Origin of the sequence: Mesorhizobium sp. M1328, from assembly GCF_040318075.1 — a bacterium.
Classification (GTDB): Bacteria; Pseudomonadota; Alphaproteobacteria; order Rhizobiales; family Rhizobiaceae; genus Mesorhizobium.
In genome coordinates this window covers 12,437-36,681 of the sequence record NZ_JAMYLO010000021.1, presented here as the reverse complement: position 1 = coordinate 36,681, position 24,245 = coordinate 12,437, and the positions used below count along the sequence as shown (strand labels likewise).

Annotated in this window: 21 protein-coding genes and 4 pseudogenes; 10 read left to right on the top strand and 15 right to left on the bottom strand. The window is 62.1% G+C overall.

Going from position 1 to position 24,245, the window contains the following annotated elements:
- Window positions 1–32: 32 nt before the first annotated feature.
- The 9 genes from bioZ to NKH23_RS27670 form a co-directional block, all read right to left on the bottom strand.
- Window positions 33–1,016, bottom strand: coding sequence for a 3-oxopimeloyl-[acyl-carrier-protein] synthase BioZ (gene bioZ / locus NKH23_RS27710; protein ID WP_353035805.1), 984 nt, complete (start codon window positions 1,014–1,016; stop codon window positions 33–35).
- The gene (locus NKH23_RS27705; RefSeq protein ID WP_353035803.1) at window positions 1,013–2,278 is read right to left on the bottom strand and encodes an adenosylmethionine--8-amino-7-oxononanoate transaminase; all 1,266 of its coding nucleotides are present in this window, start codon (window positions 2,276–2,278) and stop codon (window positions 1,013–1,015) included. Before NKH23_RS27705 ends, bioZ begins: the two co-directional genes overlap by 4 nt.
- Complete coding sequence (gene bioD, locus NKH23_RS27700; RefSeq protein ID WP_023679599.1) at window positions 2,278–2,913, bottom strand: dethiobiotin synthase; 636 nt, start codon at window positions 2,911–2,913, stop codon at window positions 2,278–2,280. Before bioD ends, NKH23_RS27705 begins: the two co-directional genes overlap by 1 nt.
- Window positions 2,914–2,924: 11 nt before the next feature.
- Window positions 2,925–4,064 carry an 8-amino-7-oxononanoate synthase gene (locus tag NKH23_RS27695; RefSeq protein ID WP_353035801.1) on the bottom strand — a complete coding sequence of 380 codons (1,140 nt, stop codon included), beginning with the start codon at window positions 4,062–4,064 and terminating at the stop codon, window positions 2,925–2,927.
- A complete protein-coding gene (bioB, locus tag NKH23_RS27690) occupies window positions 4,061–5,059 on the bottom strand; it encodes a biotin synthase BioB (RefSeq protein ID WP_353035881.1) in 999 nt (332 codons plus the stop codon). Before bioB ends, NKH23_RS27695 begins: the two co-directional genes overlap by 4 nt.
- A gap of 95 nt (window positions 5,060–5,154) precedes the next feature.
- Window positions 5,155–6,009, bottom strand: a complete 855-nt coding sequence (nadC, locus tag NKH23_RS27685) for a carboxylating nicotinate-nucleotide diphosphorylase (RefSeq protein ID WP_352515915.1) — start codon at window positions 6,007–6,009, stop codon at window positions 5,155–5,157.
- Window positions 6,009–7,550: an L-aspartate oxidase gene (locus NKH23_RS27680; RefSeq protein WP_353035798.1), complete on the bottom strand. Its 1,542-nt coding sequence runs from the start codon at window positions 7,548–7,550 to the stop codon at window positions 6,009–6,011. Before NKH23_RS27680 ends, nadC begins: the two co-directional genes overlap by 1 nt.
- A complete protein-coding gene (nadA, locus tag NKH23_RS27675; RefSeq protein ID WP_353035796.1) occupies window positions 7,547–8,521 on the bottom strand; it encodes a quinolinate synthase NadA in 975 nt (324 codons plus the stop codon). The genes NKH23_RS27680 and nadA overlap by 4 nt, the downstream gene beginning before the upstream one ends.
- Before the next feature lie 66 nt (window positions 8,522–8,587).
- Complete coding sequence (locus tag NKH23_RS27670; RefSeq protein WP_023722073.1) at window positions 8,588–9,556, bottom strand: NUDIX hydrolase; 969 nt, start codon at window positions 9,554–9,556, stop codon at window positions 8,588–8,590.
- A 173-nt stretch (window positions 9,557–9,729) separates the two neighbouring features.
- On the opposite strand from NKH23_RS27670, the gene panB reads away from it, so the two are divergent.
- The 7 genes from panB to glmS all read left to right on the top strand — a co-directional run bounded on the left by panB (window position 9,730) and on the right by glmS (window position 16,499).
- Complete coding sequence (panB, locus tag NKH23_RS27665) at window positions 9,730–10,590, top strand: 3-methyl-2-oxobutanoate hydroxymethyltransferase (RefSeq protein ID WP_353035794.1); 861 nt, start codon at window positions 9,730–9,732, stop codon at window positions 10,588–10,590.
- The gene (panC, locus tag NKH23_RS27660) at window positions 10,587–11,447 is read left to right on the top strand and encodes a pantoate--beta-alanine ligase (RefSeq protein WP_352756779.1); all 861 of its coding nucleotides are present in this window, start codon (window positions 10,587–10,589) and stop codon (window positions 11,445–11,447) included. The genes panB and panC overlap by 4 nt, the downstream gene beginning before the upstream one ends.
- 94 nt (window positions 11,448–11,541) lie before the next feature.
- Entirely contained in the window at window positions 11,542–12,267 is a 726-nt protein-coding gene (locus tag NKH23_RS27655) for a LuxR family transcriptional regulator (protein ID WP_352474702.1), read from the top strand.
- Between the two features lie 93 nt (window positions 12,268–12,360).
- Window positions 12,361–12,993 (top strand): acyl-homoserine-lactone synthase, encoded by a 633-nt coding sequence (locus NKH23_RS27650; protein WP_352496585.1) that lies wholly within the window; start codon window positions 12,361–12,363, stop codon window positions 12,991–12,993.
- Window positions 12,994–13,015: 22 nt separating this feature from the next.
- On the top strand, window positions 13,016–13,390 hold the full coding sequence (locus NKH23_RS27645) for a transcriptional regulator domain-containing protein (RefSeq protein WP_352496584.1): 375 nt from the start codon (window positions 13,016–13,018) through the stop codon (window positions 13,388–13,390).
- 58 nt (window positions 13,391–13,448) lie between these two features.
- The gene (locus NKH23_RS27640) at window positions 13,449–13,859 is read left to right on the top strand and encodes a DNA -binding domain-containing protein (RefSeq protein WP_084643024.1); all 411 of its coding nucleotides are present in this window, start codon (window positions 13,449–13,451) and stop codon (window positions 13,857–13,859) included.
- Between the two features lie 816 nt (window positions 13,860–14,675).
- Window positions 14,676–16,499: a glutamine--fructose-6-phosphate transaminase (isomerizing) gene (gene glmS, locus NKH23_RS27635; RefSeq protein WP_353035792.1), complete on the top strand. Its 1,824-nt coding sequence runs from the start codon at window positions 14,676–14,678 to the stop codon at window positions 16,497–16,499.
- Between the two features lie 183 nt (window positions 16,500–16,682).
- Here the strand turns inward: glmS and NKH23_RS27630 are convergent, their stop codons facing one another.
- Window positions 16,683–17,882: an IS256 family transposase gene (locus tag NKH23_RS27630; protein WP_023718475.1), complete on the bottom strand. Its 1,200-nt coding sequence runs from the start codon at window positions 17,880–17,882 to the stop codon at window positions 16,683–16,685.
- Window positions 17,883–18,351: 469 nt separating this feature from the next.
- Here NKH23_RS27630 and NKH23_RS27625 point away from each other — a divergent pair, with 469 nt between their 5' ends.
- Window positions 18,352–18,612 (top strand): helix-turn-helix domain-containing protein, encoded by a 261-nt coding sequence (locus tag NKH23_RS27625; protein WP_352496595.1) that lies wholly within the window; start codon window positions 18,352–18,354, stop codon window positions 18,610–18,612.
- Window positions 18,613–19,306: 694 nt separating this feature from the next.
- Here NKH23_RS27625 and NKH23_RS27620 read toward each other — a convergent pair.
- Window positions 19,307–20,325 (bottom strand): annotated as a pseudogene (locus tag NKH23_RS27620) (IS1380 family transposase); the annotation flags it as partial.
- A 68-nt stretch (window positions 20,326–20,393) separates the two neighbouring features.
- Window positions 20,394–20,495, bottom strand: a pseudogene (locus tag NKH23_RS27615) (LysR family transcriptional regulator); the annotation flags it as partial.
- A 575-nt stretch (window positions 20,496–21,070) separates the two neighbouring features.
- On the opposite strand from NKH23_RS27615, the gene NKH23_RS27610 reads away from it, so the two are divergent.
- Entirely contained in the window at window positions 21,071–21,346 is a 276-nt protein-coding gene (locus tag NKH23_RS27610; protein WP_352458906.1) for an acyl carrier protein, read from the top strand.
- Window positions 21,347–22,552, top strand: a complete 1,206-nt coding sequence (locus tag NKH23_RS27605; RefSeq protein WP_352453892.1) for a beta-ketoacyl-[acyl-carrier-protein] synthase family protein — start codon at window positions 21,347–21,349, stop codon at window positions 22,550–22,552.
- Here the strand turns inward: NKH23_RS27605 and NKH23_RS27600 are convergent.
- The 3 genes and pseudogenes from NKH23_RS27600 to NKH23_RS27590 all read right to left on the bottom strand — a co-directional run.
- Window positions 22,539–22,703, bottom strand: a pseudogene (locus NKH23_RS27600) (LysR family transcriptional regulator); the annotation flags it as partial. The gene NKH23_RS27605 and the pseudogene NKH23_RS27600 overlap by 14 nt on opposite strands.
- A gap of 168 nt (window positions 22,704–22,871) precedes the next feature.
- Window positions 22,872–23,755: pseudogene (locus NKH23_RS27595) on the bottom strand (IS1380 family transposase); the annotation flags it as partial.
- Window positions 23,756–23,997: 242 nt separating this feature from the next.
- Window positions 23,998–24,177 carry a hypothetical protein gene (locus tag NKH23_RS27590; RefSeq protein ID WP_352496237.1) on the bottom strand — a complete coding sequence of 60 codons (180 nt, stop codon included), beginning with the start codon at window positions 24,175–24,177 and terminating at the stop codon, window positions 23,998–24,000.
- Window positions 24,178–24,245 lie beyond the last annotated feature (68 nt).

Here is a 24,245-nt window from a genome sequence, read left to right as displayed (position 1 = left end):
AGTCAGTCCTGATGTTGAGCAGCTTCGCTGGGCTAAATCCCGACGACGAGCGCCCCGCCGCTGAGTCCCGCACCTGCCGCCGCCAGGAGTATTTTCTTGCCCGGCCGAAACGGCTCCGCTTGATTGGCGAGCGACAGTGAGAGCGGGATCGTCGCGGCCGAAGCGTTGCCGTATTCGGCAATCGTCTTGACAATTGCTTGATCCGCTATGCCGAGGTTACTCCCGACAGCATCGAAAATGCGAGCATTGGCCTGATGCGGCACGAACCGGTCGACATCCTGTGGTCGCACTCCGGCAGCGGCTAGCGCGCTTATCGAGCAATCGGTCATCATCTCGACGGCCTTTGCGAACACTTCGCGGCCGTCGGTCATCGTCATTCGGGTTTGCGCGAGGTCGAGGTCACCGTGGAACGGCTTGTTGCTTCCTCCTGCGGGAATCTGGATCAGCCCGTATCGCGAGCCGTCCGAATCCACGGAGGCACCGAGAATCCCCCGATCAGTATCCTCGCAGGGACCGATCACGAGGGCGCCGGCGGCATCGGCAAACAGCACGGCGCTGGCGCGCTCAGAGGGATTGATGCGGCGGCTGAGGATATTGGCGGCGATAACAAGGCTCGCTTTGCCGTGCAGGCGGGTAAATCCGTCCGCAAACATCAGCGCATAGATGAAGCCGGCGCAGGCGCCGGTCAGATCGACAGCGCCGGCGCGGCCAAGGCCGAGCTTGTGTGCGACCAGGGGTGCACTGGGCGGCAGAAGATGGTCGGGCGTCGAGGTGGCAAGCAACAGCAGACCGATGTCGTGGCGCGCAATGCCGGCGTTCGCCAGCGCCATGTCGCCAGCCTGCGTGGCAAGACCAGACAGCGTATCTTCATCCGTTGCCCAGAATCGCGAGCGAATTCCGGTGCGCCGCTCGATCCAGCCAGGTTCGAGCCCGAGATTGTTCTCGATCTCGGCATTCTCCACTTTGCGCCCAGGCGCATGATGGCCAAACCCGAGAATGCGCGACGACCTGGTCATGGCTTAGAACCGAAGCGTTCGCCGGCCTCCTCGATGGCGTCATAGAGCCCGTCCAGTTCCTCGCCGGTGATGCAATAGGGCGGCAGAAGGTAGAGGACATTGCCGAGCGGGCGCACAAGCAGGCCGAGCTCGAGGAAAAAGGCCCGCAGCTTAGGTCCGATCTCGGCCAGATAGCCGGCAGAGCCGGCGCGCAGGTCGAGAGCCAGGATCGTGCCGATCGCGCGACTGTCGGTGAAGTTGGCATTGTCGCGAAAGCGTCGAAACCCGGCGGCCTGTCTCTCGCTCAAGGCCGCGATCCGCTCGGCCACCGGCTCGTCACGCCAGATCTCGACATTGGCGAGTGCTGCCGCGCAGGCAATCGGATTGGCCGTGTAGGAACTCGAGTGGAAAAACGTCTTCTTGCGATCCGCTGAATAATGAGCCTGGAAGGTCGCATCGGTGGCAAGCGTGGCCGCCAGCGGGATCACGCCGCCGGTCAAGCCTTTGGAGGTGCAAAGGATATCAGGAGAGATCGACGCCTGCTCGCAGGCGAACATGGTTCCGGTTCGTCCCCAGCCTGTCATCACCTCGTCGGCGATCAGCAGCGTGCCGGAGGCTTCGGCGATCTTCTTCAATTCGGTGAGAACCCAGGCCGGATACATCAGCATGCCGCCGGCGCCAAGCACCAGCGGCTCGACGATCAGCGCAGCGGCGCGCCGGTCGCGGGAGACTGCTTCGAACCGATCCAGCGTCTCCTGCTCCCGCCCGGCCGCCGGGAAGGGGATGGTGTCGACCTCGAACAGCAAAGGCTCATAGGGGGCGTTGAACACGCCGCGGGCGCCGACGCTCATCGTGCCGATGGTGTCGCCATGGTAGCTATGTTCCATCACGACGATGCGCGAGCGCGGCGCGCCGATGTTGCGGAAATAGCCGAGCGCCATCTTCAGCGCGACTTCGACGCTGGTCGAGCCGCTGTCGGAATAGAACACCCAGTCGAGTCCGGCGGGAGCGAGCCCGACAAGCGCCTTGGCCAAGCATTCGGCAGGCTCGTGCGTGAAACCTGCGAAGATGATCTGGTCGAGGCTCGAGGCGGTCGTCTCGATCGCCTTTATAATGCGGGGATGGCGGTGGCCATGGGTGACGACCCACCAGGAGGAAATGGCGTCCAGAATGCGCGCGCCATTGGCTTTGTGGAGATACGCGCCTTCAGTCAGGACGATTTCAGGGATCGCCGGCTCGAGCGCGTGCTGGGTGAAGGGATGCCACACACGGGATTGCGGCATCATTCGCCTCCGGCAATCAAAGCGAGGTCGAAGCCGGCAATCATCGCTTGTCTCAGCGTTTTGTCCGTCAGCGGATCGAGGTGCGGCAGCCTGCCGAGTTGCGGCACGTCGCCGAATTCCACGATCGTCCGTTGCGTATCGGTCATCTCATCGCCGATGAAGGCGATGCCAGCCAGCGGGATAGCGCGCGCCCGCAGGGCCTCGATCGACAGCAGGGTGTGATTGATTGTTCCGAGCGCGGTGCGGGCGCACAGAATGACCGGCAACTGCCATTGCTCGAATATGTCGATGAACCTTGTCCGGCGGTTCAGCGGCACCATCAGCCCGCCGGCGCCTTCGATGACGAGCGGTGTCGGCAGGACCGGAAACGAAAGATCGGCAGCCTCGATCGAAACGTCGTCGATTTCGGCCGAACGATGCGGCGAAAGCGGGCTCTTCAAGCGGTAGGCTTCCGGCAGCACGCGCCCCGACGGAAGCCCGGCAAGCCGTGCAACCGCCTCGCTGTCGGTCTCGCCGTCGAGGCCCGATTGCACCGGCTTCCAGTAGAAACCGTCAAGCAGGCCGGCAAGCCCGGCCGAAAACACCGTCTTGCCAATTCCGGTGTCTGTTCCGGTGATGACGATGCGCTTGGTCATGTCGCCTCCGGTCATGTCTGAGCCAACACCTCGACGAGCGCCTCGACCATGGCGGAAATGTCGGCTTCGCCGATATTGAGCGTCAGTGAGATGCGCAGCCGCGACGTGCCCTCGGGCACGGTCGGCGGACGAATGCCGCGTATGTCGAAGCCGCGGGCCTGCAGGCGCGCCGCCACTGCCATGGTGCGCCTGACATCGCCGATCACCAAGGGCTGGATCTGAGAGCCACTTGGTATCACGCCGCAGCGATCGACCAATTGGCGGCCTGCGAGGGCGACGCGTTCATGCAGCTGAAAACGCCGCATAGGCTCGTCGGCGAGCATTGCGAGCGCTTCGCGCGCCGCGACCGCCATCAGCGGCGATGGCGCGGTGGCGTAGATGAATGGCCGGCAACGGTTGATCAGATACTGGCACAGTGTCCTCGGCCCGGTCACGAGCCCACCAGATGCGCCGAGCGCCTTGCCGCAGGTGTGGAGCGCGACGATGTTGTCGCGGCCCTCGAAAGCGGCGGCCAGCCCCCGGCCGTCCGGTCCCCAGACGCCGGTGGCATGCGCCTCGTCAATGACGATGAATGCGTCGTGCCGATCGGCAAGCGCGACCAGGCTCTCCAAAGGCGCGCAATCGCCATCCATGCTGTAAAGGCTTTCCACCGCGATCCAGACGCATCCCATGCCGCCTTCGGCGCGCCAACGTGTGATCGCATCCTCGACAGCATCGACGTCGTGGTGCGCGGCCAGCACCAACTGTGCGCGCCCGGCCTGCGCACCCTCATGCATGCTGGCATGGGCGAGCTCATCGAGGATCAAAAGGTCGCCCTTCTGCGGCAGCGCCGTCAGCAGAGCGAAGTTGGCGATGTAGCCGCTGCCGAAGAACAGCGCGCGGTCGGCTCCAAAGAATGCCGCCGCGTCTGCCTCGAGCTGCTCGTGTTCCGGCGCATTGCCGCGCAACAGCCGCGACCCGGTGGCGCCAACCGGCGTGCCACGCGCAATCGCCGCCGCAACCGCTTCGCCAAGTCTTTTGGAGGCGGCAAGCCCGAGATAGTCGTTCGACGAGAAGTCGCGCCCGGCGCGCGGCTTCAGCGTCCGCAGCCGGTCCTTGCGCGCCAGTCCCTGCAAGGTCGCCTCATAGCGGGCAAGCGGTGCCCCGTTCATTGCGCCTCGAGTTCCATCGGCTCGATGCCAAGGCGCCGGAACAGCAGGGTATCCTTGTCCTCACCGGGATTGTCCGCCGTCAGCAACGTGTCGCCGACGAAGATCGAGTTGGCGCCGGCAAAAAAGCACAGCGCCTGCATCTCGTCGGTCATGGCCGTACGGCCGGCGGAAAGACGGATATGCGATTTCGGCATCATGATGCGCGCCAGCGCGATCACGCGCACGAATTCGATCGGCTCGATCGGCTTGGCGTCGGCAAGCGGGGTGCCGGGGATCGGGATCAGCATGTTGATCGGAACGCTTTGCGGATGTTCCGGCAGGTTGGCCAGCGTCACCAGCATGTCGATCCGGTCCATCGGCTCCTCGCCCATGCCGACAATGCCGCCGCAGCAGACCTTGATGCCGGATTGGCGAACGTGCTCGAGCGTCTCGAGCCGCTCGGCAAAGCTCCGCGTGCTGATGATCTCGCTATAGTAGCGTTCCGACGTATCGATGTTGTGGTTGTAAAAGTCGAGACCAGCCTGCTTCAGTCGAGCGGCTTGCTCAAGATCGAGCATGCCGAGCGTCATGCAGGTCTCCATGCCCAGCGCCTTGACGCCTTCGACCATCGCCACCACCGCATCCATGTCGCGCGCCTTGGGGTTTCGCCAGGCCGCGCCCATGCAATAGCGGGTTGCGCCGGCGTCACGCGCCTTGGTCGCCTCGGCGACGACGCGCCGGACCTCCATCAGCTTCGACGCCTTCAGGCCGGTCTCGTGATGCGCCGACTGGCTACAATAGCCGCAATCCTCCGGGCATCCGCCCGTCTTGATGCTGAGCAGCCGGCTGAGCTGGACCTTGTTGGGATCGAAATTCTGGCGGTGCACGGTTTGCGCGAGGAAGAGGAGATTGTTGAAGGGGGCATCGTGAAGTGCCTGAGCCTTCTCCAGGGTCCACGCTCCAGGGTCAGGGGATTGAGCCTGTGGCGATGTCTGCGTTGGACTGGCTGTTTGCATGTCCATGCTGTTCCTCCGGTTCTGCCTTGCTTTGCTGTCTGATTGACGACGATCGGAAAGGACAGTTGATTCGATCCTGTTCGTTCCTCAGACAATCATGAGCCCCAATAGTCGAGGCCGATATCCAGGATCGGCGCGCTGTGGGTCAGTCGGCCGACCGAAATCAGATCAACGCCGGTCGCGGCAATCGCTCGCGCTGTATCGGATGCGATCCCGCCAGAAGCCTCGGTGATAGCACGGCCGCCAACGATTGCGACGGCCCGGCGAAGATCGGCGAGGGACATGTTGTCGAGCAGAACCGCATCGGGAGCGAAGCCAAGTACCTCCTCCAACTGGGCCAGCGTATCGACCTCGACTTCGATCTTGACGAGATGACCGGCCCGTCTTCGTGCTCGCTCGAGCGCCGGGCGAACGCCGCCTGCGATGGCGATGTGGTTGTCCTTGATCAGAATTGCGTCGTCGAGGCCGAAACGGTGATTGGATCCGCCACCCGCGCGCACCGCATACTTTTCGACTGCCCTCAATCCGGGCGTCGTCTTGCGCGTGCAGACGATCTTCGCGCCATATCCACGAACCGCAGCGACGATCGATGCCGTTGCTGTAGCGATGCCGCTCAGATGGCACAAAAAATTGAGTGCCGTCCGTTCGGCTGTGAGAATGGCCCGGGCAGGGCCAACCACTGATGCAATGACCTCTCCATCCATGACATTGGAGCCGTCTGCCCGCTCCACCGAGATTTCGACATCAGGATCAATCAAGCGGAAAGCGAGCATCGCCAGATCGAGGCCGGCGACAACTCCGGACTGGCGCGCCGCCAGCACGGTTCCCGCTTGGTGTTCCTTCGGCACGATGGCCTCCGTGGTCAAGTCGCCGGCTCTGCCAAGGTCTTCAAGAAGAGCTGCCCTTACAAGCGGCTCAAGCATGATCGTGGGAAGCGGTGAGAACGTCATCACTTTGCCCCTTCGAGCCTTGGCGAGTGTCCGAGTTCCCGCGCAGCGGCCAAAGCGGCTTCGAGGGTGATTTCGGACCGTCGGGCGACAGTCGCATGATGAGGAAAATCTGTCCGGTAATGAGCGCCGCGGCTTTCTTGGCGCAACAAGGCGGCAACCGCGATCATTAGCCCGACAGCCGCCGCATCCGAGGCCGCGTCCTTGCTTTCGGCGAGCGGCAATAAGGCACGTGCGGCTGCTTTCAAACCTTCACCATCCCGGACGATGCCGAGTGCGCGCGACAGGAAAACACGCACGGGGGTCGGAGCGGGCGATGGGTAAACGTCCGCAAACGCAGGCTTTGTTCTGCGAGCAGGCGTTCCGGCGACACTTTCAGCGACCCAGCGCGCGCACACGACGGCCTCGGTCAAGGAATTGCTGGCGAGCCTGTTGGCGCCATGCAGTCCTGTCGAAGCGACTTCGCCGCAGGCCCACAGCCCCTTGACGGAGGTCCTACCGGAGCCGTCCACGGCAACGCCACCCATGTGGTAGTGTTGGGCCGGACGAATGGGGATGAGATCGCGCGCGGGATTGATGCCGGCTCCACGACAGGCTGATGCGATTGTCGGGAAGTGTCGAGCAAATTCCCGGCCAGGCCGTCGCCGCGCGTCTAGAAAAACACGGTGGCCGTTGGCAAGATGGTTCCAGACGGCGCGCGCCAAGACATCACGAGGCGCAAGTTCCGCCCCTGGCACGCTCTGGAGAAAAGCCTGGCCGGTTTCGTCGATCAGGGCAGCACCTTCGCCGCGGACGGCCTCGCTGACCAGCACCATAGGGCGTTCCGGGCCGTCAAGCGCGGTCGGGTGGAACTGGATGAACTCGAGGTCGGCAAGGACAGCTCCAGCGCGGGCCGCAAGCGCCAGGCCCTGTCCGCAACTGCCCGAAGGATTCGTGGTGTCGAGAAACAGTCCCCCGATCCCACCGGTGGCGAGGACGACCCGCCGTGAGCCGAAGAAGACAGGTCCTATCGAACCGCTCGCCCAGACGCCTCGGATCGCATTCTCTCGCACCGCCAGCCGGCGCGCTTCCACGCCCTCCACGACAACAATCGACGGAGTGGAACGCACAGCCGCGATCAGGGCACGCATGATCTCACGCCCGGTGCCGTCACCATGCGCATGAACGATGCGACGTCGGCTGTGTGCGGCCTCCAATCCGAGGCACAGTGATCCTTTCGGCGTACGGTCGAAGGGAACCCCAAAGCCCGCAAGCCCCTCTATCGCCTTGGGCGCGGCTTGGAGGATGCGGCTCGCCACGTCTCTGTCGCAGAGACCATCCCCGGCGGCAAGCGTATCGGCCAGGTGCAGTGCCGGATCGTCGTCTTCGCCGAAACTTGCAGCCAGACCACCCTGTGCCCAGGTGCTCGAATTGTCAGCTCCCAGCAGCGTCCTGGACAGAAGCAGCACCGGCTCCGGCGCCAGTTGAAGCGCGGTCATCAATCCGGCGATGCCGCCGCCGATGATGATGGGCCGCCCGAAGAAGCTGCGGACATCGGCGCTCAAATTGCCAGCATCCGTTCGACCGCAAGCCGCGCGCGCCCGGCGATCCCGGGTTCGATGGTTACGATATGGTGGTTCTGCTCGAGCGCCATGCGGATGTTGGCAAGCGTGATCCGCTTCATGTGAGGGCACAAATTGCAGGGCCGGATGAACTCGACCTCTGGGTGCGCTAACGCGACGTTGTCGCTCATCGAACATTCCGTCATCAGCACGACACGTGCCGGCCTTTGCCTTTCGACATAGTCGGACATGGCAGCGGTCGAGCCGGAAAAATCTGCTTCAGCCACGACGTCGGGCGGGCATTCGGGATGCGCGAGCACGATCACGCCGGGATGGCTTTCGCGCAACTCGCGGATGTCGGCCGGTGTAAAGCGCTCATGCACCTCGCAATGCCCTTTCCAGGCGATGATCTGCACATCGGTCTGGGCGGCGATATTCTGGGCCAGATATTCGTCCGGCAACATGATCACCTGGGGAACGCCAAGGGATTGGACGACCGCCTTGGCGTTGCCGGATGTACAGCAGATATCCGACTCGGCTTTCACTTCGGCCGACGTGTTGACATAAGTGATGATCGGCACGCCGGGATAACGCTGGCGCATCAAGCGCACGTCTTCTGCCGTGATCGATTCCGCCAACGAACAGCCTGCCCGCAGGTCGGGAATGAGCACCGTCTTTTGCGGATTGAGCAGCTTGGCCGTTTCGGCCATGAAATGTACGCCGGCCAGCACGATGACTTGCGCCTCGATCGTCGCAGCCGTGCGGGCCAGTGCCAAGCTGTCGCCGACGATGTCGGCCACGCAATGGAAGATCTCGGGGGTCTGATAGTTGTGCGCCAGGATGATGGCGTTGCGCTCGCGCTTCAGTGCAAGGATCGCCTCGATATCCTCGACGAAAGCCGGCCATTCGATCGGCGGGATCACTCGTCGGACGCGCTCGTAGAGAAACGCGGTCGCACGCAGCATGGCGCTCATCGACCCCTCCAGCTTATACTCTAGTTGAAAATAACCAGCATATACTTGCTGTGAGTATAAGCGATGTCAACCCCGCGCCAGCGGCAATTTTGTCCCGGCGATGACCCTCTCGTCGAGAACGGCGTGGCGGAACCGGTAAAGCTTCGCTGGCCGGCCGCCGGTCTCCGCGGTTGCCTCTCCGGTCTCTTCGACCAGCTCCTGCTGCTCGATCAGCCGGCGAAAGTTCGGCTTACGCACGAGCCTGCCGGCAAGCGCCTCCACGGTTCGCTGCAGCTGCAAAAGCGTGAAGACCGGCGGCATCAGCTCAAAGACGACCGGCCGGTATTTGATCTTGGAGCGCAGCCGCGCAATGCCGGTCGCCACGATGCGGCGATGATCGGCGACCATAGACTTGCTGGGCACCAGCGGAGGCAGCGTCGCGTCCCGTCCGCTTCCGGCCTCTTGGACCAGGCCTGCTTCGTAGACTAACTCATAGCGTTGAAGCGTGAGTTCCTCGTTCCAAAGGCGGTCGTCGAAGCCGAAGGCTATCGTCGCCCGCTGCCAGCGTTCACGTCGCGTGGCCGCGTCGCTGACGCCGTCTGCCCATTCAATCAGGCGCGGTCGCAGAACGTCCAGCACGACCGGAGGCGTGCCGGAGCGGTGGTCCTCCCATGGAAAATATTCATACCAGCTCTGCCAGCCGCACTTGGGCGAGCCAGCTGCCTGTTCCTTGCGGGTCAATGCGAGATAGCTGATGGAGATGACGCGCTGCTGGCGCTCGGCGCCGATGCGATCCCGATCCGCGAAGGTGTAGAGTTGCTCAATATACCCCAGCGGATGGCCGGTCTGCTGCTCGACCCACCCCCTCAAACCGGATTGCAGCGATCGGTGCTCAAGCGCAAATGGTCCGGAGGGCAGGGTGTCCGCCTGGCCGATGGTGAGGACACAGGGTTCACTGTCGTTTACGGCGACGACAAAGGCGATCAGGTCCACTTTGACTTCGTCGGCCTTGACGGCGGCTCTGTCTTTCCTGGGTCCTTTTGCCTGATCGTCCATGTTCGCGAAAGTGGTTGGCCAGCTCGGGGGCGCCTGAATCGATTTAAGTGTAAGCGCGCCTGTCCGCACGTCAACACCGCACAGCTGCACGGCCATTTTTAGCTCTTCGCACTTGCACAAAAATGTGGCAAACGCGACACCCGCGGTTGGTAACGTTGGGGAAGGAGGGTCCATTGAGTGCGTTTGGTGGCACCAAGGCGATCACACCGCCGGATATTCGTTCGCGCAAAGGTGGGACGCCGCTCGTCTGCCTTACCGCCTACACGACGCCAGTCGCCCGGCTTGTCGATCCCCATTGCGATGTGGTGCTGGTCGGCGACAGCGTCGGCATGGTTCTCCACGGCCTGCCCTCGACGCTCGGTGTGACGCTGGAGATGATGATCACGCACGGCCAGGCCGTGCGCCGTGGCCTCGAGCAGGCGCTGATGGTCGTCGACTTGCCGTTCGGTTCCTTCGAGGAAAGCCCCGAGCAGGCTTTCCGCAATGCCGCGCGCGTCATGGCCGAGACCGGCTGCGGGGCCGTCAAGCTCGAAGGCGGCGAAACGATGGCAGAGACGATCCGCTTCCTCGCCGCGCGCGGCGTGCCGGTCATGGCCCATGTCGGCTTGACGCCGCAGGCGATCAACACCATCGGTGGCTACCGCGTGCAGGGCAGAGGCGGGGATGCCGAGCGCATCAGGCGCGACGCGCTTGCGGTGAGCGAAGCGGGCGCCTTTGCGGTCGTGCTGGAGAAGGTTCCCGAGGCGCTCGCCCGCCGGATCACCGGGGAGGTGGCGACCCCGACCATTGGCATCGGTGCCTCGGCAGCCTGTGACGGCCAGATTCTCGTCGTCGACGACATGCTGGGCCTCTTCGGCGACTTCCGGCCCAAATTCGTCAAGCGCTATGCTGAACTGGGGGAGGCCGCTGCGGCTGCGATCGCGGACTATGCGCGGGAAGTGAAGGAGCGCCAGTTTCCGGCCGCCGAGCACGTGTTTGCCGATGCGCCCAAGCCCGCCGACGCGGACGCCACCAAGAGCGGAGAAGCAGCGTGAGCGTGCCGATTGTCAGGAGCGTTGCCCAGCTTCGCCAAATCGTCGCCGCATGGCGCCGCGAGGGCGTGAGGATTGCCGTGGTGCCAACGATGGGCGTCCTGCATGAGGGTCATCTCAGCCTGGTGCGCGCGGCACTCGAGAAGGCCGACCGGGTGATCGTGACGCTCTTCGTCAACCCGAAGCAATTCAACAGCCAGGCCGATCTCGCCGCGTATCCGAGCACCGAGGACGAGGATGCCGCCAAGCTGGCACCGCTTGGCGCGCACCTGCTTTATGCGCCGGATGCAGAGGAAATGTATCCGGCGGCCTTCGCCACGACCGTTTCGGTGTCCGGTGTTAGCGAGGGCCTGTGCGGTGCCTTCCGGCCGGGACATTTCGATGGCGTGGCGACCGTCGTCGCCAAGCTCTTCCTGCAGACCAGCGCTGACTTCGGCTTCTTTGGCGAAAAGGACTTTCAGCAGCTTCAGCTAGTCAGGCGTATGGCCCGGGACCTGGATATTCCAATCACCATTGTTCCTTGTCCGACAGTCCGCGAAGCCGACGGTCTTGCACTATCATCGCGCAATGTCCGGCTCTCGCCAGCAGAGCGTGCTGTTGCCCCCGAGCTACCATCGGTCTTGCTCGAGACGGCTGAGCGGCTTGCCCGCGGCTCGCCCGTCCTGCCAACGCTTGCCGAAGCGCGCGCAGCAATTCTGGCTGCGGGCTATCGCGAGGTCGAATACCTGGAACTTCGCGACGAGGCAGATCTGCGACCCATGACAAGCCTTGACCGACCTGCACGCTTGCTTGTCGCGGCCTGGCTCGGCGGCACACGGCTCATAGACAACGTCAGAATATCACGGGTTTCAACAGATTAACGGGGTTCTCGGCACGCGCTGTATCCGTCCGGGATCGTTTAAAACAAGGTCTCTGCCTGGCATCGAGCGATCACGGAGGTTACGCAAAGCGCAAATGCATCGCGTGTTTGAGAACTTCGTCGAGCAACTGTCTGCAAGTGTTGATGCTGCCGATCTCCGTGAGGCAATGGCATCCGCTGCAGCCGGCTTCGATTTTCCGCTATTCGCCTATTTCACTTACCCGTCGGCCCCCGGCGACGCCCCGCAATTGATCTCAAACTATCCTTCATCCTGGACATCACGTTATCTGCAACAGCGGTACCACAGTCTTGATCCGGTCATCCTGCGCGGGCTGCAAGGCTGGGATACCTTCGATTGGGGTGTGGATCGCGCTCGGCACTGTCTGCCGAATTCGCAGCAACAAATTCTGGAGAGTGCGGCTGAGTTTGGCATCCGCGGCGGCCTGACGATATCCATGCATGATCATCGCGGCCGGTTTGCTGCCCTGACCTTTGCTTCCGACGAGTCCCGCCCGCCTCTGTTGCGGTCACTGACACGTTACGAAAAAGCATTGCAGCTGGTGGCCATCAACTTTCATATCCATGTCCGGCGCAGGCTCGCCGACGATCGCGTGGTGGATGGTGTAACGCTCACCCCGCGGGAGTTCGAGTGCCTGAAATGGGCGGCGCGCGGCAAGTCGGCTTGGGTTATCAGCCAGCTTCTCGGCGTCTCAAAGCGCACCGTGACCTTTCATCTGGAAAACGCCAAGGCAAAGCTTGGCGTTCGAACGATCAACCAGGCCGTTGCACGACTGGCTGCCTCCGGCCAGGCGAGATCCTGATTCGTCGGCCACGATAGCTGTAAACCTCTACAGGCTGCATCGCTGCCGGCCTTGCCCTTCGATGGCGGGAACACATCCCGCACGGAGGCGACCATGATGCAGCTGATAACACCAGACCTTTACGACGAGTTCGCAAGCGAACTCAAAGAGATGCACGGGCTCAGGTTTCGGGTGTTCAAGGAAAGGCTCGATTGGGAAGTTGATACCGAAGACCAGATGGAAACAGACCCGTTTGATGGTCTGAAGCCTGTCTATCTGCTCCTCAAGGGATCCGACTGGCGAATTCGCGGTTGCGTGCGTCTTTTGCCCAGCACCGGACCCACAATGTTGCGCGACACGTTCCCGGTGCTGCTGGGTGCTGACGTCGTGCCCTCGACCTCCGACATATGGGAGAGCAGTCGTTTCGCGCTCGATCTCCCTCCGTCGGCGCCCAAGGCAGCGGGCGGACTGGCCCAGGCAACCTACGAGCTCTTCGCGGGCATGATCGAGTTCGGCTTGGCCAAGGATCTGACCCGGATAGTAACGGTGACGGACACGCGCATGGAACGGATCCTTCGCCTCGCGACGTGGCCATTGTCGCGCATCGGACAACCCAAGTCCGTCGGCAAAACGGAGGCGGTGGCCGGGTTTCTCGAGATTTCCCGCGCGAGCCTTTTGCGCATCCGCAGCAGGGGACGTCTGAGCGGACCGGTACTGTGGCAACCGGTTCTAGGCCCGTCGGCATAGCGCCATTGTGGACACCTGAGCCGTGAAGGATGCTGGTCTGCCCAAGGAAGCGACGGTCGGTCTTGTATGCTGGCCGGACTGGCGTCGTCACGAAGCTTACCACTACGCCAGACGATTGCCACGCACTGCCTGGGCCTGGGAGTTTCTTCGGCGCAATCCACAATTTCAGCGCGACCACGCCAAAATGGCACCGTCCGCCTACATTGTCGGAGCCCAGGCCGACATGAAGATAATCGAGTTGACGACAGGATCATCTTTCCTAAGACAATGGAGCCTCCTTTTTCGCGGACGCGCCACAGTCGGACGCTACGTCGGCAAGGGTCTTTTGGGATCCGCGCGACTGCGCCCGTATTCTACGAGCGGCCGCGGAGCCGGTTGGGCTCGACCACGATTTTGAACCGCTTGATCTCCCTTCGCTCTCATGCTGCAAGGACATCCTGCTGACACCTGCCGGCGTGCAGCACGTGCTGCTGAGGGAGGACTGCCGGAGTCTGCAGATCGCCCTTTCCGGTGCATCCGTTCTCCGCCCGTTGCGGCTATATGTCGACGCGATCGTGCAGCCGCAGCACCTGAAGTTCCATGTCGCTGCCCTTCAGTTCCTGAACGACATCAATGGTTGCGGCCGCCTGGCAGCTGCTTGCTTTCCGCCGGAACCCCGCGGAGCGCGTCTGCGTATCGTGCTCCAGGCTTTGGATGGCTCGCTTGCGGGAGCATCTCATCAGGAGATCGCCATTGCCCTGTTCGGGAGACGCCGTGTCGAAGAAGATTGGTCTCATCCAGGTAGCCATCTTCGCGATCAGGTGCGTCGCGCCATCCAACGTGGCCGCTACCTGATGGGCGGCGGCTATAGACAGTTCCTGATGTAATTCGGGTGACAGCTTGGTGATTGTCTTATTCGAAAACGCGCAGGCATCAATCTCCATTTCTCACTGCTATTGTGCCTTGTACAAGACGTGACACGCGCCTAGTTCTTCCGCTGCGGGAATCGGGTTTGAGTAATACGGACGAAGCACTGAGAACCAACGTTTTCGTGATAGTGCATTCATGCCCCGAGAATCCTGATGACCGTTACGAACCCCGACAAAGCCGGCGCTGACTGAAACGGTCGCTGAACGTGCTCTGTGGCCTGCGCCGCCTGACTCTCGGTTTCGGCTATGCCGACTAACAGCGTATTGATAGGCCATCGCGGGCTAAGCTCTACCGGCGAAAGCCGCGTCAAAGCGGCAGGCAATCAGAAACTAGATCGGCGGCGACGATGATTATGATCAACGTGACGAACACGTGAATCATGCCGACGGCGCCGACGTTGCCGATGATGATGATGCCGACCATGCGTCGCTGATGCTGCCTAACTACAGTGCTGTGTGATCATGCCGATCACCGCGTGGCCACGAGCGGCGGCGGTTCGTGGTCAGGTGCGTGGCCGGGATGATCGCGCATGGCCGATTGTTCCTTCGTGCCGCGGGGTGTGGGCTTGCGTTCGGTCATGAGGACGTCAGGCGCAACGAGGAAGTTAGATCAGGGCCCCAAACGCGGCTTATCCATGGGGTGGATGATAGCTATCCCTACAATCAATTATACCAATATTACCCAATACTACTAGAAGATCCCCCAATGAAAGCGGCCGGATGGGTATCCGTCTCGCGTAGGCTGAAGCTGCCGGCAAGAATGGGAAGACGAACATGTGCGGGATTGTTGGCATCGTTGGGCAACAGCCGGTGTCGGATCGGTTGGTCGACGCATTGAAGCGTTTGGAATATCGCGGCTATGATTCCGCCGGCGTTGCGACGATCACCGAAGGTGCCTTGCACCGCCGGCGCGCCGAGGGCAAGCTCGTCAATCTCGAGAGGAGACTGAAGGAAGAGCCGCTGAGCGGCAACATCGGCATCGGCCACACGCGTTGGGCAACCCATGGGGCCTCGACGGAACGCAATGCGCACCCGCACTTTACCGACGGTGTCGCCGTCGTCCATAACGGGATCATCGAGAATTTCACCGAGCTGAAGGACGAATTGGCGGCGGCTGGCGCCGAGTTCCAGACTGACACCGACACCGAGGTCGTCGCGCATCTCTTGGCAAGACACCGCCGGGAGGGCATGAGGCGGCAAGAGGCGATGCGTGCCATGCTGAAACGCGTCAGGGGCGCCTATGCGCTTGCCGTCCTCTTCGAAGATGATCCGTCGACCATCATGGCGGCGCGCAACGGACCACCGCTGGCGATCGGTCACGGCGACGGCGAGATGTTCCTGGGCTCCGACGCGATCGCGCTCGCTCCCTTCACCAATGAAATTACCTATCTCATCGAGGGCGACTGGGCCGTTGTCGGCAATTCGGGCGCCCATATCTTCGATTTCGACGGCCATCCCGTCGAGCGTCCGCGCCATACCTCCACGGCCGCGGCCGATCTGGCCAACAAGGGCAGCCATCGCCACTTCATGGAGAAGGAAATCTACGAGCAGCCCGAAGTCATCGCCCATGCTCTCCGTCACTATAGCAACATCATAGAAAATCGCGCCGACACGGTTTCTGGCATCGATTTCGCCAGGATCCCGAGCTTGGCGATCTCGGCCTGCGGGACCGCCTATCTCGCCGGACTGATCGGAAAATACTGGTTCGAGCGCTATGCGCGCCTGACGGTTGAAATCGACGTTGCGTCCGAATTCCGTTACCGCGAGATCCCGTTGTCGCCGCAGTCGGCGGCTCTTTTCATTTCGCAGTCCGGCGAAACCGCCGATACGCTCGCATCGTTGAGGTACTGCAAGGAGCGTGGGCTGAAAATTGGCGCTATCGTCAATGCCTGCGAATCGACCATCGCTCGGGAGGCCGATGCGGTCTTCCCGATCCTTGCCGGACCGGAGATTGGCGTCGCCTCCACCAAGGCGTTTACCTGCCAGCTTGCGGTTCTAGCCGCACTCGCCATCGGCGCCGCCAGAGCCCGCGGGACCGTAACCGAAGACGAGCTGCAGGCGCTCGTCAGGAGCCTCGCCGAAGTGCCGCGCGTCATGGGCCAGGTACTCAACAGCATCCAGCCGGAGATCGAGTTCCTGTCGCGCGAACTGTCAAAGTGTCGTGACGTCCTGTATCTCGGCCGTGGCACCAGTTTCCCGCTAGCGATGGAAGGTGCGCTGAAGCTCAAGGAGATTTCCTACATCCATGCCGAGGGCTATGCGGCGGGTGAATTGAAGCACGGTCCGATCGCATTGATCGACGACAACATGCCAGTGATCGTCATCGCGCCCCATGATCGCTTTTTCGACAAGACCGTCTCCAACATGCAGGAAGTGGCTGCCCGTGGAGGGCGGATTATCCTCATCACCGATGAAAAAGGGGCAGCCGCATCGAAACTCAACACCATGCACACGCTCGTGTTGCCGGCTGTCGACGAGATTATCGCGCCGATGATCTTCTCGCTGCCGATACAGCTTCTTGCCTACCACACGGCGCTCTTCATGGGCACAGACGTAGACCAGCCGCGCAATCTCGCAAAATCGGTCACGGTCGAGTGATTGTGAACCTTTATAGGTGGCGATGCTTGTCCATCTTCGCTGCATCGGCGGTGGAAATTGGTCGAAGGTATCAGCGAGTTGTGTGCGTCAAGTTCTGCAAAAATGGCGTGGCAGTAGCTGTGACGTCGGCGTGTCCGCCGCGCAGCCCCCGTGTTTAGCGGAGCGGCGGCCCCACGGCGGTGCTCAGGCGGCCAATGCTCTCAGGCTCTCCTTCTTGTGCTCGCGCAGATGATCCATGTTGAGATAGCGGGTCGCCTCGAGCCAGTTCTCGTGGATCTCGACCGCCAATGCCCGAACCAGCCGCAGGCAGCTCCGCGGGTTGGGGAAGATGCGAACGACCAGGGTGCGCCGCTTGATCTCCTGGTTCAGCCGCTCCAGCATGTTCGTCGACTTCATGTGCTTGTGGTGGGCAAGCGGCAGCCGATAGAAGCTCAGCGTCTCCTCGATGTTGTCTTCCACCCAGTTGACCAGCTTCGGGTATTTGGCCTGCCATTTGGCGATCCACTGCGCCAGGTCGCGTTTGACCTCGGCAAGGTCGCGCCGGTCGTAGAACCATCTGAGCTCCATCAGGCAATCGTCGTCGACCTTGCGCGGCACGTAGTCGAGCGCGTTTCTGAGGAAGTGCACGTAGCAGCGCTGCCAGACCGCTTCGGGCAGCACTTCGCGGATTGCCGCCCTGAGCCCCGGATGGTCGTCGGAGACGACGAACTCGACGCCGGCGAGCCCGCGATTCTTGAGCCCCGTCACGAACTCGCGCCAGCTCGAATGGCTCTCCCGGTTGGCCAGCTCCACGCCCAGGACCTGGCGCCGGCCCTCCCAATCCACGCCGATCGCCACCAGCACCGCCTGGCTGGCGATCACGCCCGCCTCGCGAGCCCGTTCATAGCGCGCGTCCAAGATGAGATACGGATAGCTTTCCTCGAGCCGCTGCGTGAAGAACGCCTTGAGCGCCTCATCCAGCCGCATCGTCGCCTCGCTCACCGTCGAGGCCGAGAAAGAGTGGCCGCACAATTCCTCCGTCACCGCCTTCACCTTGCGGGTCGAAACGCCTTGTACGTACATCTCGACCAGCGCCGACACCAAGGCCTTCTCCGAACGCTGATAGCGCTCAAACAACTCCGTCGAGAACCGGCCCGTCCGATCCTGCGGAACGCGAAGTTCCAGCACCCCAACCCGCGTCACCAGCTTGCGCTCGTAATACCCGGACCGGTAACTCACCCGCTCCGCCGTCCGCTCGCCTTTCTCGGCCCCGATCGCCTCCGTCATCTCGGCTTCCAGAGCCTCCTGCACGACAGTCTGCAATACCTGGCGAAAGCCGTCCTCATCCGACAGCAGCAACGCTTTCAACTCGCCCCTGCTCAGTTTAACTTCTCGATTGGTCATGGCACTTCCCCTTCCACGGGAATCGGTGATTGCAACGTCACCACCGTGCCATGGCCGCTCGCCCTTCAGAGCAAGCGCCGTTCTCTCTCCAAAACTTTTTGCAGAACCTTCAGGACACTATCTATCAGCGTCCGCGAGGCTGGGTGGACGGTGCCGCGAATAGCCACTGGAGGCGTCAGTGAGAGTTCGAGTTGCTGTTCAAGAAAGCCATCGGGGAGAATGAGTCGTGTAGGATCGCAGGTCGAATGCGCTACAGCCGATCAGGCCATCTCATGGCGGGCAGGTTCTTAGAACTTGATCAGAAGCAGGTGAGCCGCCATATTCCGACCCGGCTGCCAATTTCAAGTGGCCCATTCCATGGATGAGGCCGGTCCGGCCGAATGGACGTCCATTTTTTTGATTTGCTGGGTGTGCGCCAGGGTCGGGGAGGAAATCTCCCGATTTGTCAGGCGCTCCCATCTTCTTGGAGATGTTTATGAAGGATTCGCGCATTCCCGAGCCAGTCTTGACGGCTATGTCGCAGGGGACCCACATCATCCGCGCTTATCGTGAGCACCTTGGGTATTCAATCGAGGACCTCGCGGTCGCGTGCGGGCTTGCCGCTCAGGAAATCCAAAACATCGAGCGGGGTCTAAAGTACAATAAGGGCTATCGGAATCGGATAGCGAGATCGCTGTCCATACCTGTGGGAATTCTTGAGGCAGAGTCGGACATATCGGACGCCGCCTGATCAGTCGGATAATCTGCAATGGGTGGAAGACCGCTCTTGTGATGTGACGTTTGCGGCTGATAGTCGTCGCTTGATTCCGTTGGACGCGAATGCCTTCTGGCGCAGTACCGCCAAGAGAATTCTCGTCCACTGTCCGAGTCAGGAACTGCACACGGGCTCGCCGAACAGGAAGTTGGAACGCTTCGTCATGCTGTCTTAAGCGATATAGCCGCCCGGAGTGCTGCGACACGTGCACGATAGCATTGGCTCGCGAGGATGGATTGCTAACGGCGAACCCATGCTGGTCGGCAAGGCGATACTGGCTGGAGCATCAACTCGGCCGACGAGAGTGGCCCCCCATCCTAGGCAGGATCGGCCGACATGGCCGGCATCGCGAGCCGCTCTGAAAAGAGCACAGCGGGCATCCAGACGCTGCCGGGTTGACTATGGGTGTCGGAACCGCAAAAAGGGGCCGCTCTTCATGAGTGGCGTGCGCCGGCAGTCTAACCCCAAGCCCCCCGCCAGGCTGCCGGCGCGCTTCTAGCCGCCTTGATGCACGGCGATAAGCTTTTGACGGCCTGAAGCGACGTTGTGGTCGCCGTTGCGGTGCTTTTCCACGCGCCTCGTCAGGCGCCGGGATTGCTCCGTCGTGATGGCAGGCGGGGGTTTGCAGGTTGCGGTCGACGGGTTCGTTTCGGGGCGTCTGCCCCCATCGTTATGTCGCGAGTTGGGGGATGCGATCGAGGACGATGCGCAGGATGCGCTGGTCGGGGCACGATGTCGGCAGGTGCAGGCGGATTTGCGATTTCATCTCGACCACCCGCGCAGCGATTTTGATGAGGCGCAATCGCAGCGTGTCGAATTGGGCGACGGCAAAGCTCGAGCGCCTCGGCATCGCGGCCCGCAAGCCCCACATCAACCAGTAGCACCGGCATGCAGGAATAGCCGGAACTGGTTGGCCGTCGCTCTGGTGCAGGATGTGCGGTCGGCGGCAAGATGCGTCTTCCACGCCTTGATGTGGTTCTCGGCCGCGCCGCGCCGGCAGTAGACATCCTCGTAGAGCGCCTTGGCCTTCCCACCGGCAAGGTTGGTGACGACGAAGCGGATATCGCCACCTTGGGCGCCGACCTCGACCCGCGCGATGATGCGCTCGACGCGGCTCCAACTAGCGGCGCCGTCAACGAACTCCTTGAACCTGCGGACCTTGCCTGTCTTGGCCGACGCTTCGAAGCGCGCCGTCGTGCTGGCCTCCAGATCCGCGACATGCTTGCGCAGGGTCGTGGTGGGCGCGAGGCCAAAGATGAAGTCGACGTCGTTGGCGCGGCACCAGTCGATGACCTGCGGGTTGCAATAATGGCTATCGCCGCGGAGCAGGATTCGAATGTTCGGCCAGTTGATCCGGATCGCCCGCACCAGACGGCGCAGGTGGGGGCGGATCTCAGCCCCACTCGGCCGCTTGGCCGGTCGCAGGATCGCGCTGACGAACCGTCCCGCACCATCGAACACGACGATCGGCTGGAAGCCGTACTCGTCATGGTGGGCATTGAACAGGCGAAGCTGTTGGCCTCCGTGCACAGCGTCGAAGGTGTCGTCAATGTCGAGTACGATCCGCTTCGGCACCTGCCGGAACGAGGCGCAATAGAGATCGACCATCGCCCGTCCCATCGCGACCAGCTCCCGCACGCCGGGTAGGTTCTCCAGCCGGCACAGCGTCGATTGCGACGCCAGATCCCGACCCGGCTTTAGCAACCAAATCCTACGTCATTTCAACGCCTTGCGCCACATCCACCAACCCCCATGAATTTGGTTAGGTTGATGCGGCGTGCCGCCGCCGTGAGGCCGCGCTCGCTCAGCAGCGCGTCGAGAACGACGAGAAGATTCAGATCGAGCCCTTTGAAACGCATGTCTTAGCTATCCATAGCGTGGATGCATTTGATTGAAACAAACGATTTTACCAATTTTCCGGAATGTCGCATGGACTTGGCAGGACCTCACGTGCGCCGATCACTGCCTCTATCGCGTGGCGAGTCCCTTGAGAAGAGCCCGAAAGAGGAAATCTGTCGCGTGCGGTGGAGATTGTACTGGGAATGAGAGGCAGCGCTCCGATCATGTCGAACTCTCCGACGAATGGCGGACCGGTACAATAGTTGATCGCAACTGGTCCGGAGCTATGAAACATCTCGATTACATATGAGGTGCCGAGTGAATACGCTGACAGCACCCACCGTCGCAGCGTTTAGCTGACGTTTGACGACGGTTCCTATCCATTTACACGCAGATTCTTGATGTGCTGGCGCAAAAGCGGGAGGCCGGCGACTTTTCTCCGTCATCGGGCTGACGCCGCAGAAGCCGGAACTCGTCCGGTTCCTATGGGCATTGGGCTTGGTCGGTCGCACAGGCTCCATGAGGGGCAATTTTGGCAACGCGACGCGACTCGGGTTTTGAACGACGCCGAAAACGCAAGCTGGAAAGGAACAAGATGGCAGATCAACTCGCCAACGAAATAATCGCCATTATCAAGAAGCGCGCCGCGTCGGAGGGCGGCATAGCGCCTGCCACAGGCGGCGAGATAACGGCTGCCACGGGACTGACTTCGCTCGGTATCGATTCACTGGGATTGGCGGACGTTCTCTGGGACCTGGAGCAGGCCTACGGCATCCAGATCGAGATGAATACGGCCGAGGCATGGTCGGATCTCCAGAATGTTGGGGACATGGTGGAAGCCGTGCGCAGCTTGCTCGCTAAGGGGGTGTGAATGGACAGGCGCGTCGTGATTACTGGGATTGGCGGTATTTGCGGGCTTGGGACCAACGCCGCCGCCATTTGGACAGAGATGCGAGAAGGCCGCTCCGCCATCGGCCCAATCGTCAACTCCGAGCTCCATGAATTGAGGGTCAGGATCGGTGCCGAGATCAAGGCGCTGCCGGAGCATGACATCGACGGCAAGCAACTCATCTCCATGGACCGCTTCAGCCTGCTCGCTGTGCTTGCGGCGCGCGAAGCCATGCGTCAGGCCGGACTTTCCTCCAAAGAGGGAAATAGCTATCGCTTCGGTGCGACGGTGGGCGTTGGCGGCTGCGGGTGGGATGCGATCGAGCAAACCTACCGCGCCATCCTTCTGGGCGGTAAGCGTGCCGCTCTCTTGACTGTACCCAAGGCGATGCCGGGTGCCGCTGCCGGCCAGGTCAGCATGAGTCTTGGTCTGCGCGGGCCGGTGTTCGGCGTCACGTCCGCCTGTTCCTCGGCAAACCATGCGATTGCCTGCGCGGTGGACCAGATCAGGCTCGGCCGGGCCGACGTGATGCTTGCCGGCGGCAGCGAAGCGCCGCTCATATGGGGTGTGCTGAAGGCATGGGAAGCGATCCGCGTGCTTTCGCCCGATACTTGCCGGCCATTCTCGGCCGATCGCCAGGGCCTGTCGCTTGGTGAAGGCGCCGGCATGGCGGTGCTGGAAAGCTACGAGCATGCCCTGGCTCGGGGCGCCACCATCCTTGCCGAAATTGCCGGTGCCGGCCTTTCCGCCGATGCGTCCGACATCGTCGCGCCGACTGTCGAGGGGCCGGAGGCAGCAATGCGGGCCTGCCTTGCCGATGCCAGGCTGGACGCCGAGGATGTCGACTATCTCAACGCGCACGGCACCGGCACCAAGGCCAACGACCAGATCGAGACGGCGGCGATCAAGCGCGTCTTCGGTCAGCACGCCTTCTCAATGTCCATTTCTTCTACCAAGTCCATGCACGCGCATTGCCTCGGCGCGTCCGGCGCGCTCGAGTTGATCGCCTGCGTGATGGCTATCCGCGAGAGCGTCGTGCCGCCGACTGCCAATTATCGTGAGCTGGACCCCGATTGCGATCTCGACGTCACGCCCAATGTGGCACGCGAGCGCAAGGTGCGCGTGGCACTGAGCAACTCCTTCGCCTTTGGCGGCACGAACGCGGTTCTGGCGTTCAGGCAGGTGTAGAAGCCATGAGAGATGCCTCCGGCAACATTATCTCTCGCATCCAGATGCTTGCCGGATAACTATTGTGAAGGGCGGGTCATTGACCGCCTCGGCGAATGCGGGAAGTGGCAGCGGAAGCTCGACGATCCGGGGGTATCGTCTTTGCGAAATTCTTAACTGTTGAAGCGGCTTGGACGTACCGCCGCCCCGTAAAAGGTAAGCGAGGCCCTGCGGGCTCGGCTTGAGGGTCTGAAGCTGTACACGACAATGTCTGGAAGCCGCAGGGTCGGCTCTGCGCCCGTTATAGTCGCCTGAGTGCTGCCGGCCCGGCCGCGCTGCGGGCGCCGTCAACGAACTCCTTGAACCTGCGGACCTTGCCTGTCTTGGCCGACGCTTCGAAGCGCGCCGTCGTGCTGGCCTCCAGATCCGCGACATGCTTGCGCAGGGTCGTGGTGGGCGCGAGGCCAAAGATGAAGTCGACGTCGTTGGCGCGGCACCAGTCGATGACCTGCGGGTTGCAATAATGGCTATCGCCGCGGAGCAGGATTCGAATGTTCGGCCAGTTGATCCGGATCGCCCGCACCAGACGGCGCAGGTGGGGGCGGATCTCAGCCCCACTCGGCCGCTTGGCCGGTCGCAGGATCGCGCTGACGAACCGTCCCGCACCATCGAACACGACGATCGGCTGGAAGCCGTACTCGTCATGGTGGGCATTGAACAGGCGAAGCTGTTGGCCTCCGTGCACAGCGTCGAAGGTGTCGTCAATGTCGAGTACGATCCGCTTCGGCACCTGCCGGAACGAGGCGCAATAGAGATCGACCATCGCCCGTCCCATCGCGACCAGCTCCCGCACGCCGGGTAGGTTCTCCAGCCGGCACAGCGTCGATTGCGACGCCAGATCCCGACCCGACGGCAGCGCATCCTGGGCCATCTTGAAGACCGGATCGCGGCGCAGCCGGTTGGCGTCGTTGCCGTCCTCGTAGCCGGCGGCGATCATCTTCATGCGAAAGCCGATCATGTCAGCCAGGCTGTGGACGACCTGGTCCGGGCAGCGCGGATCGTCGATGCAACGCGCCAGACGCTCGGCCACCCGCAACCGCTTTCCACCTCGGCCAAAGCCAGAACGCCGCTGTTGGACGACAGCATGCCGCCGTCGAAACGGGCGACGACGGACTTGCCGCCGACTGATGACAAACCGCTCAGCGGCAGCGCAAGATCGTTCATGGTGGGTGTGGTCTCCGGGAAATGGTTCGGATCGGCTTAAGCAACCAAATCCTACGTCATTTCAACGATCAGATCCCGAGCAGCCAGCCAGTATTCGACCGTCGCTGGCGCCTCCGCCCACTGAGGCCTTGTGCTTCCTCCAGCGAGTCAAGCCGATCACCATGCGTGTCGCCAGTTCTGGTGCTCACCCACGTGCCATTTGCGATCTTGTGTCGGTGAGAGCACCGCAAGCACCTCCCCTGCTAGAGGGCAAGGCGGCTTGCGTCGCCCGTGTTGTTACTATTCTTCGCTGTGGTCGGAGTTTTTTCCTTGGCTTCGGAATCGGGACATTCGGCTTTGCAAAAAAATAGGCCATCGTGGTCGATCGTCACGCCCCCGAGTTCGGCGGCACGATGGGACGACAACGGCAGCGCAAGCTCCATTTGCGCGAGGGGCTCGTCCCTTCAAATACTTGATGCATTTGCGCTTTGCGTACCTCCGTGCATGTTGC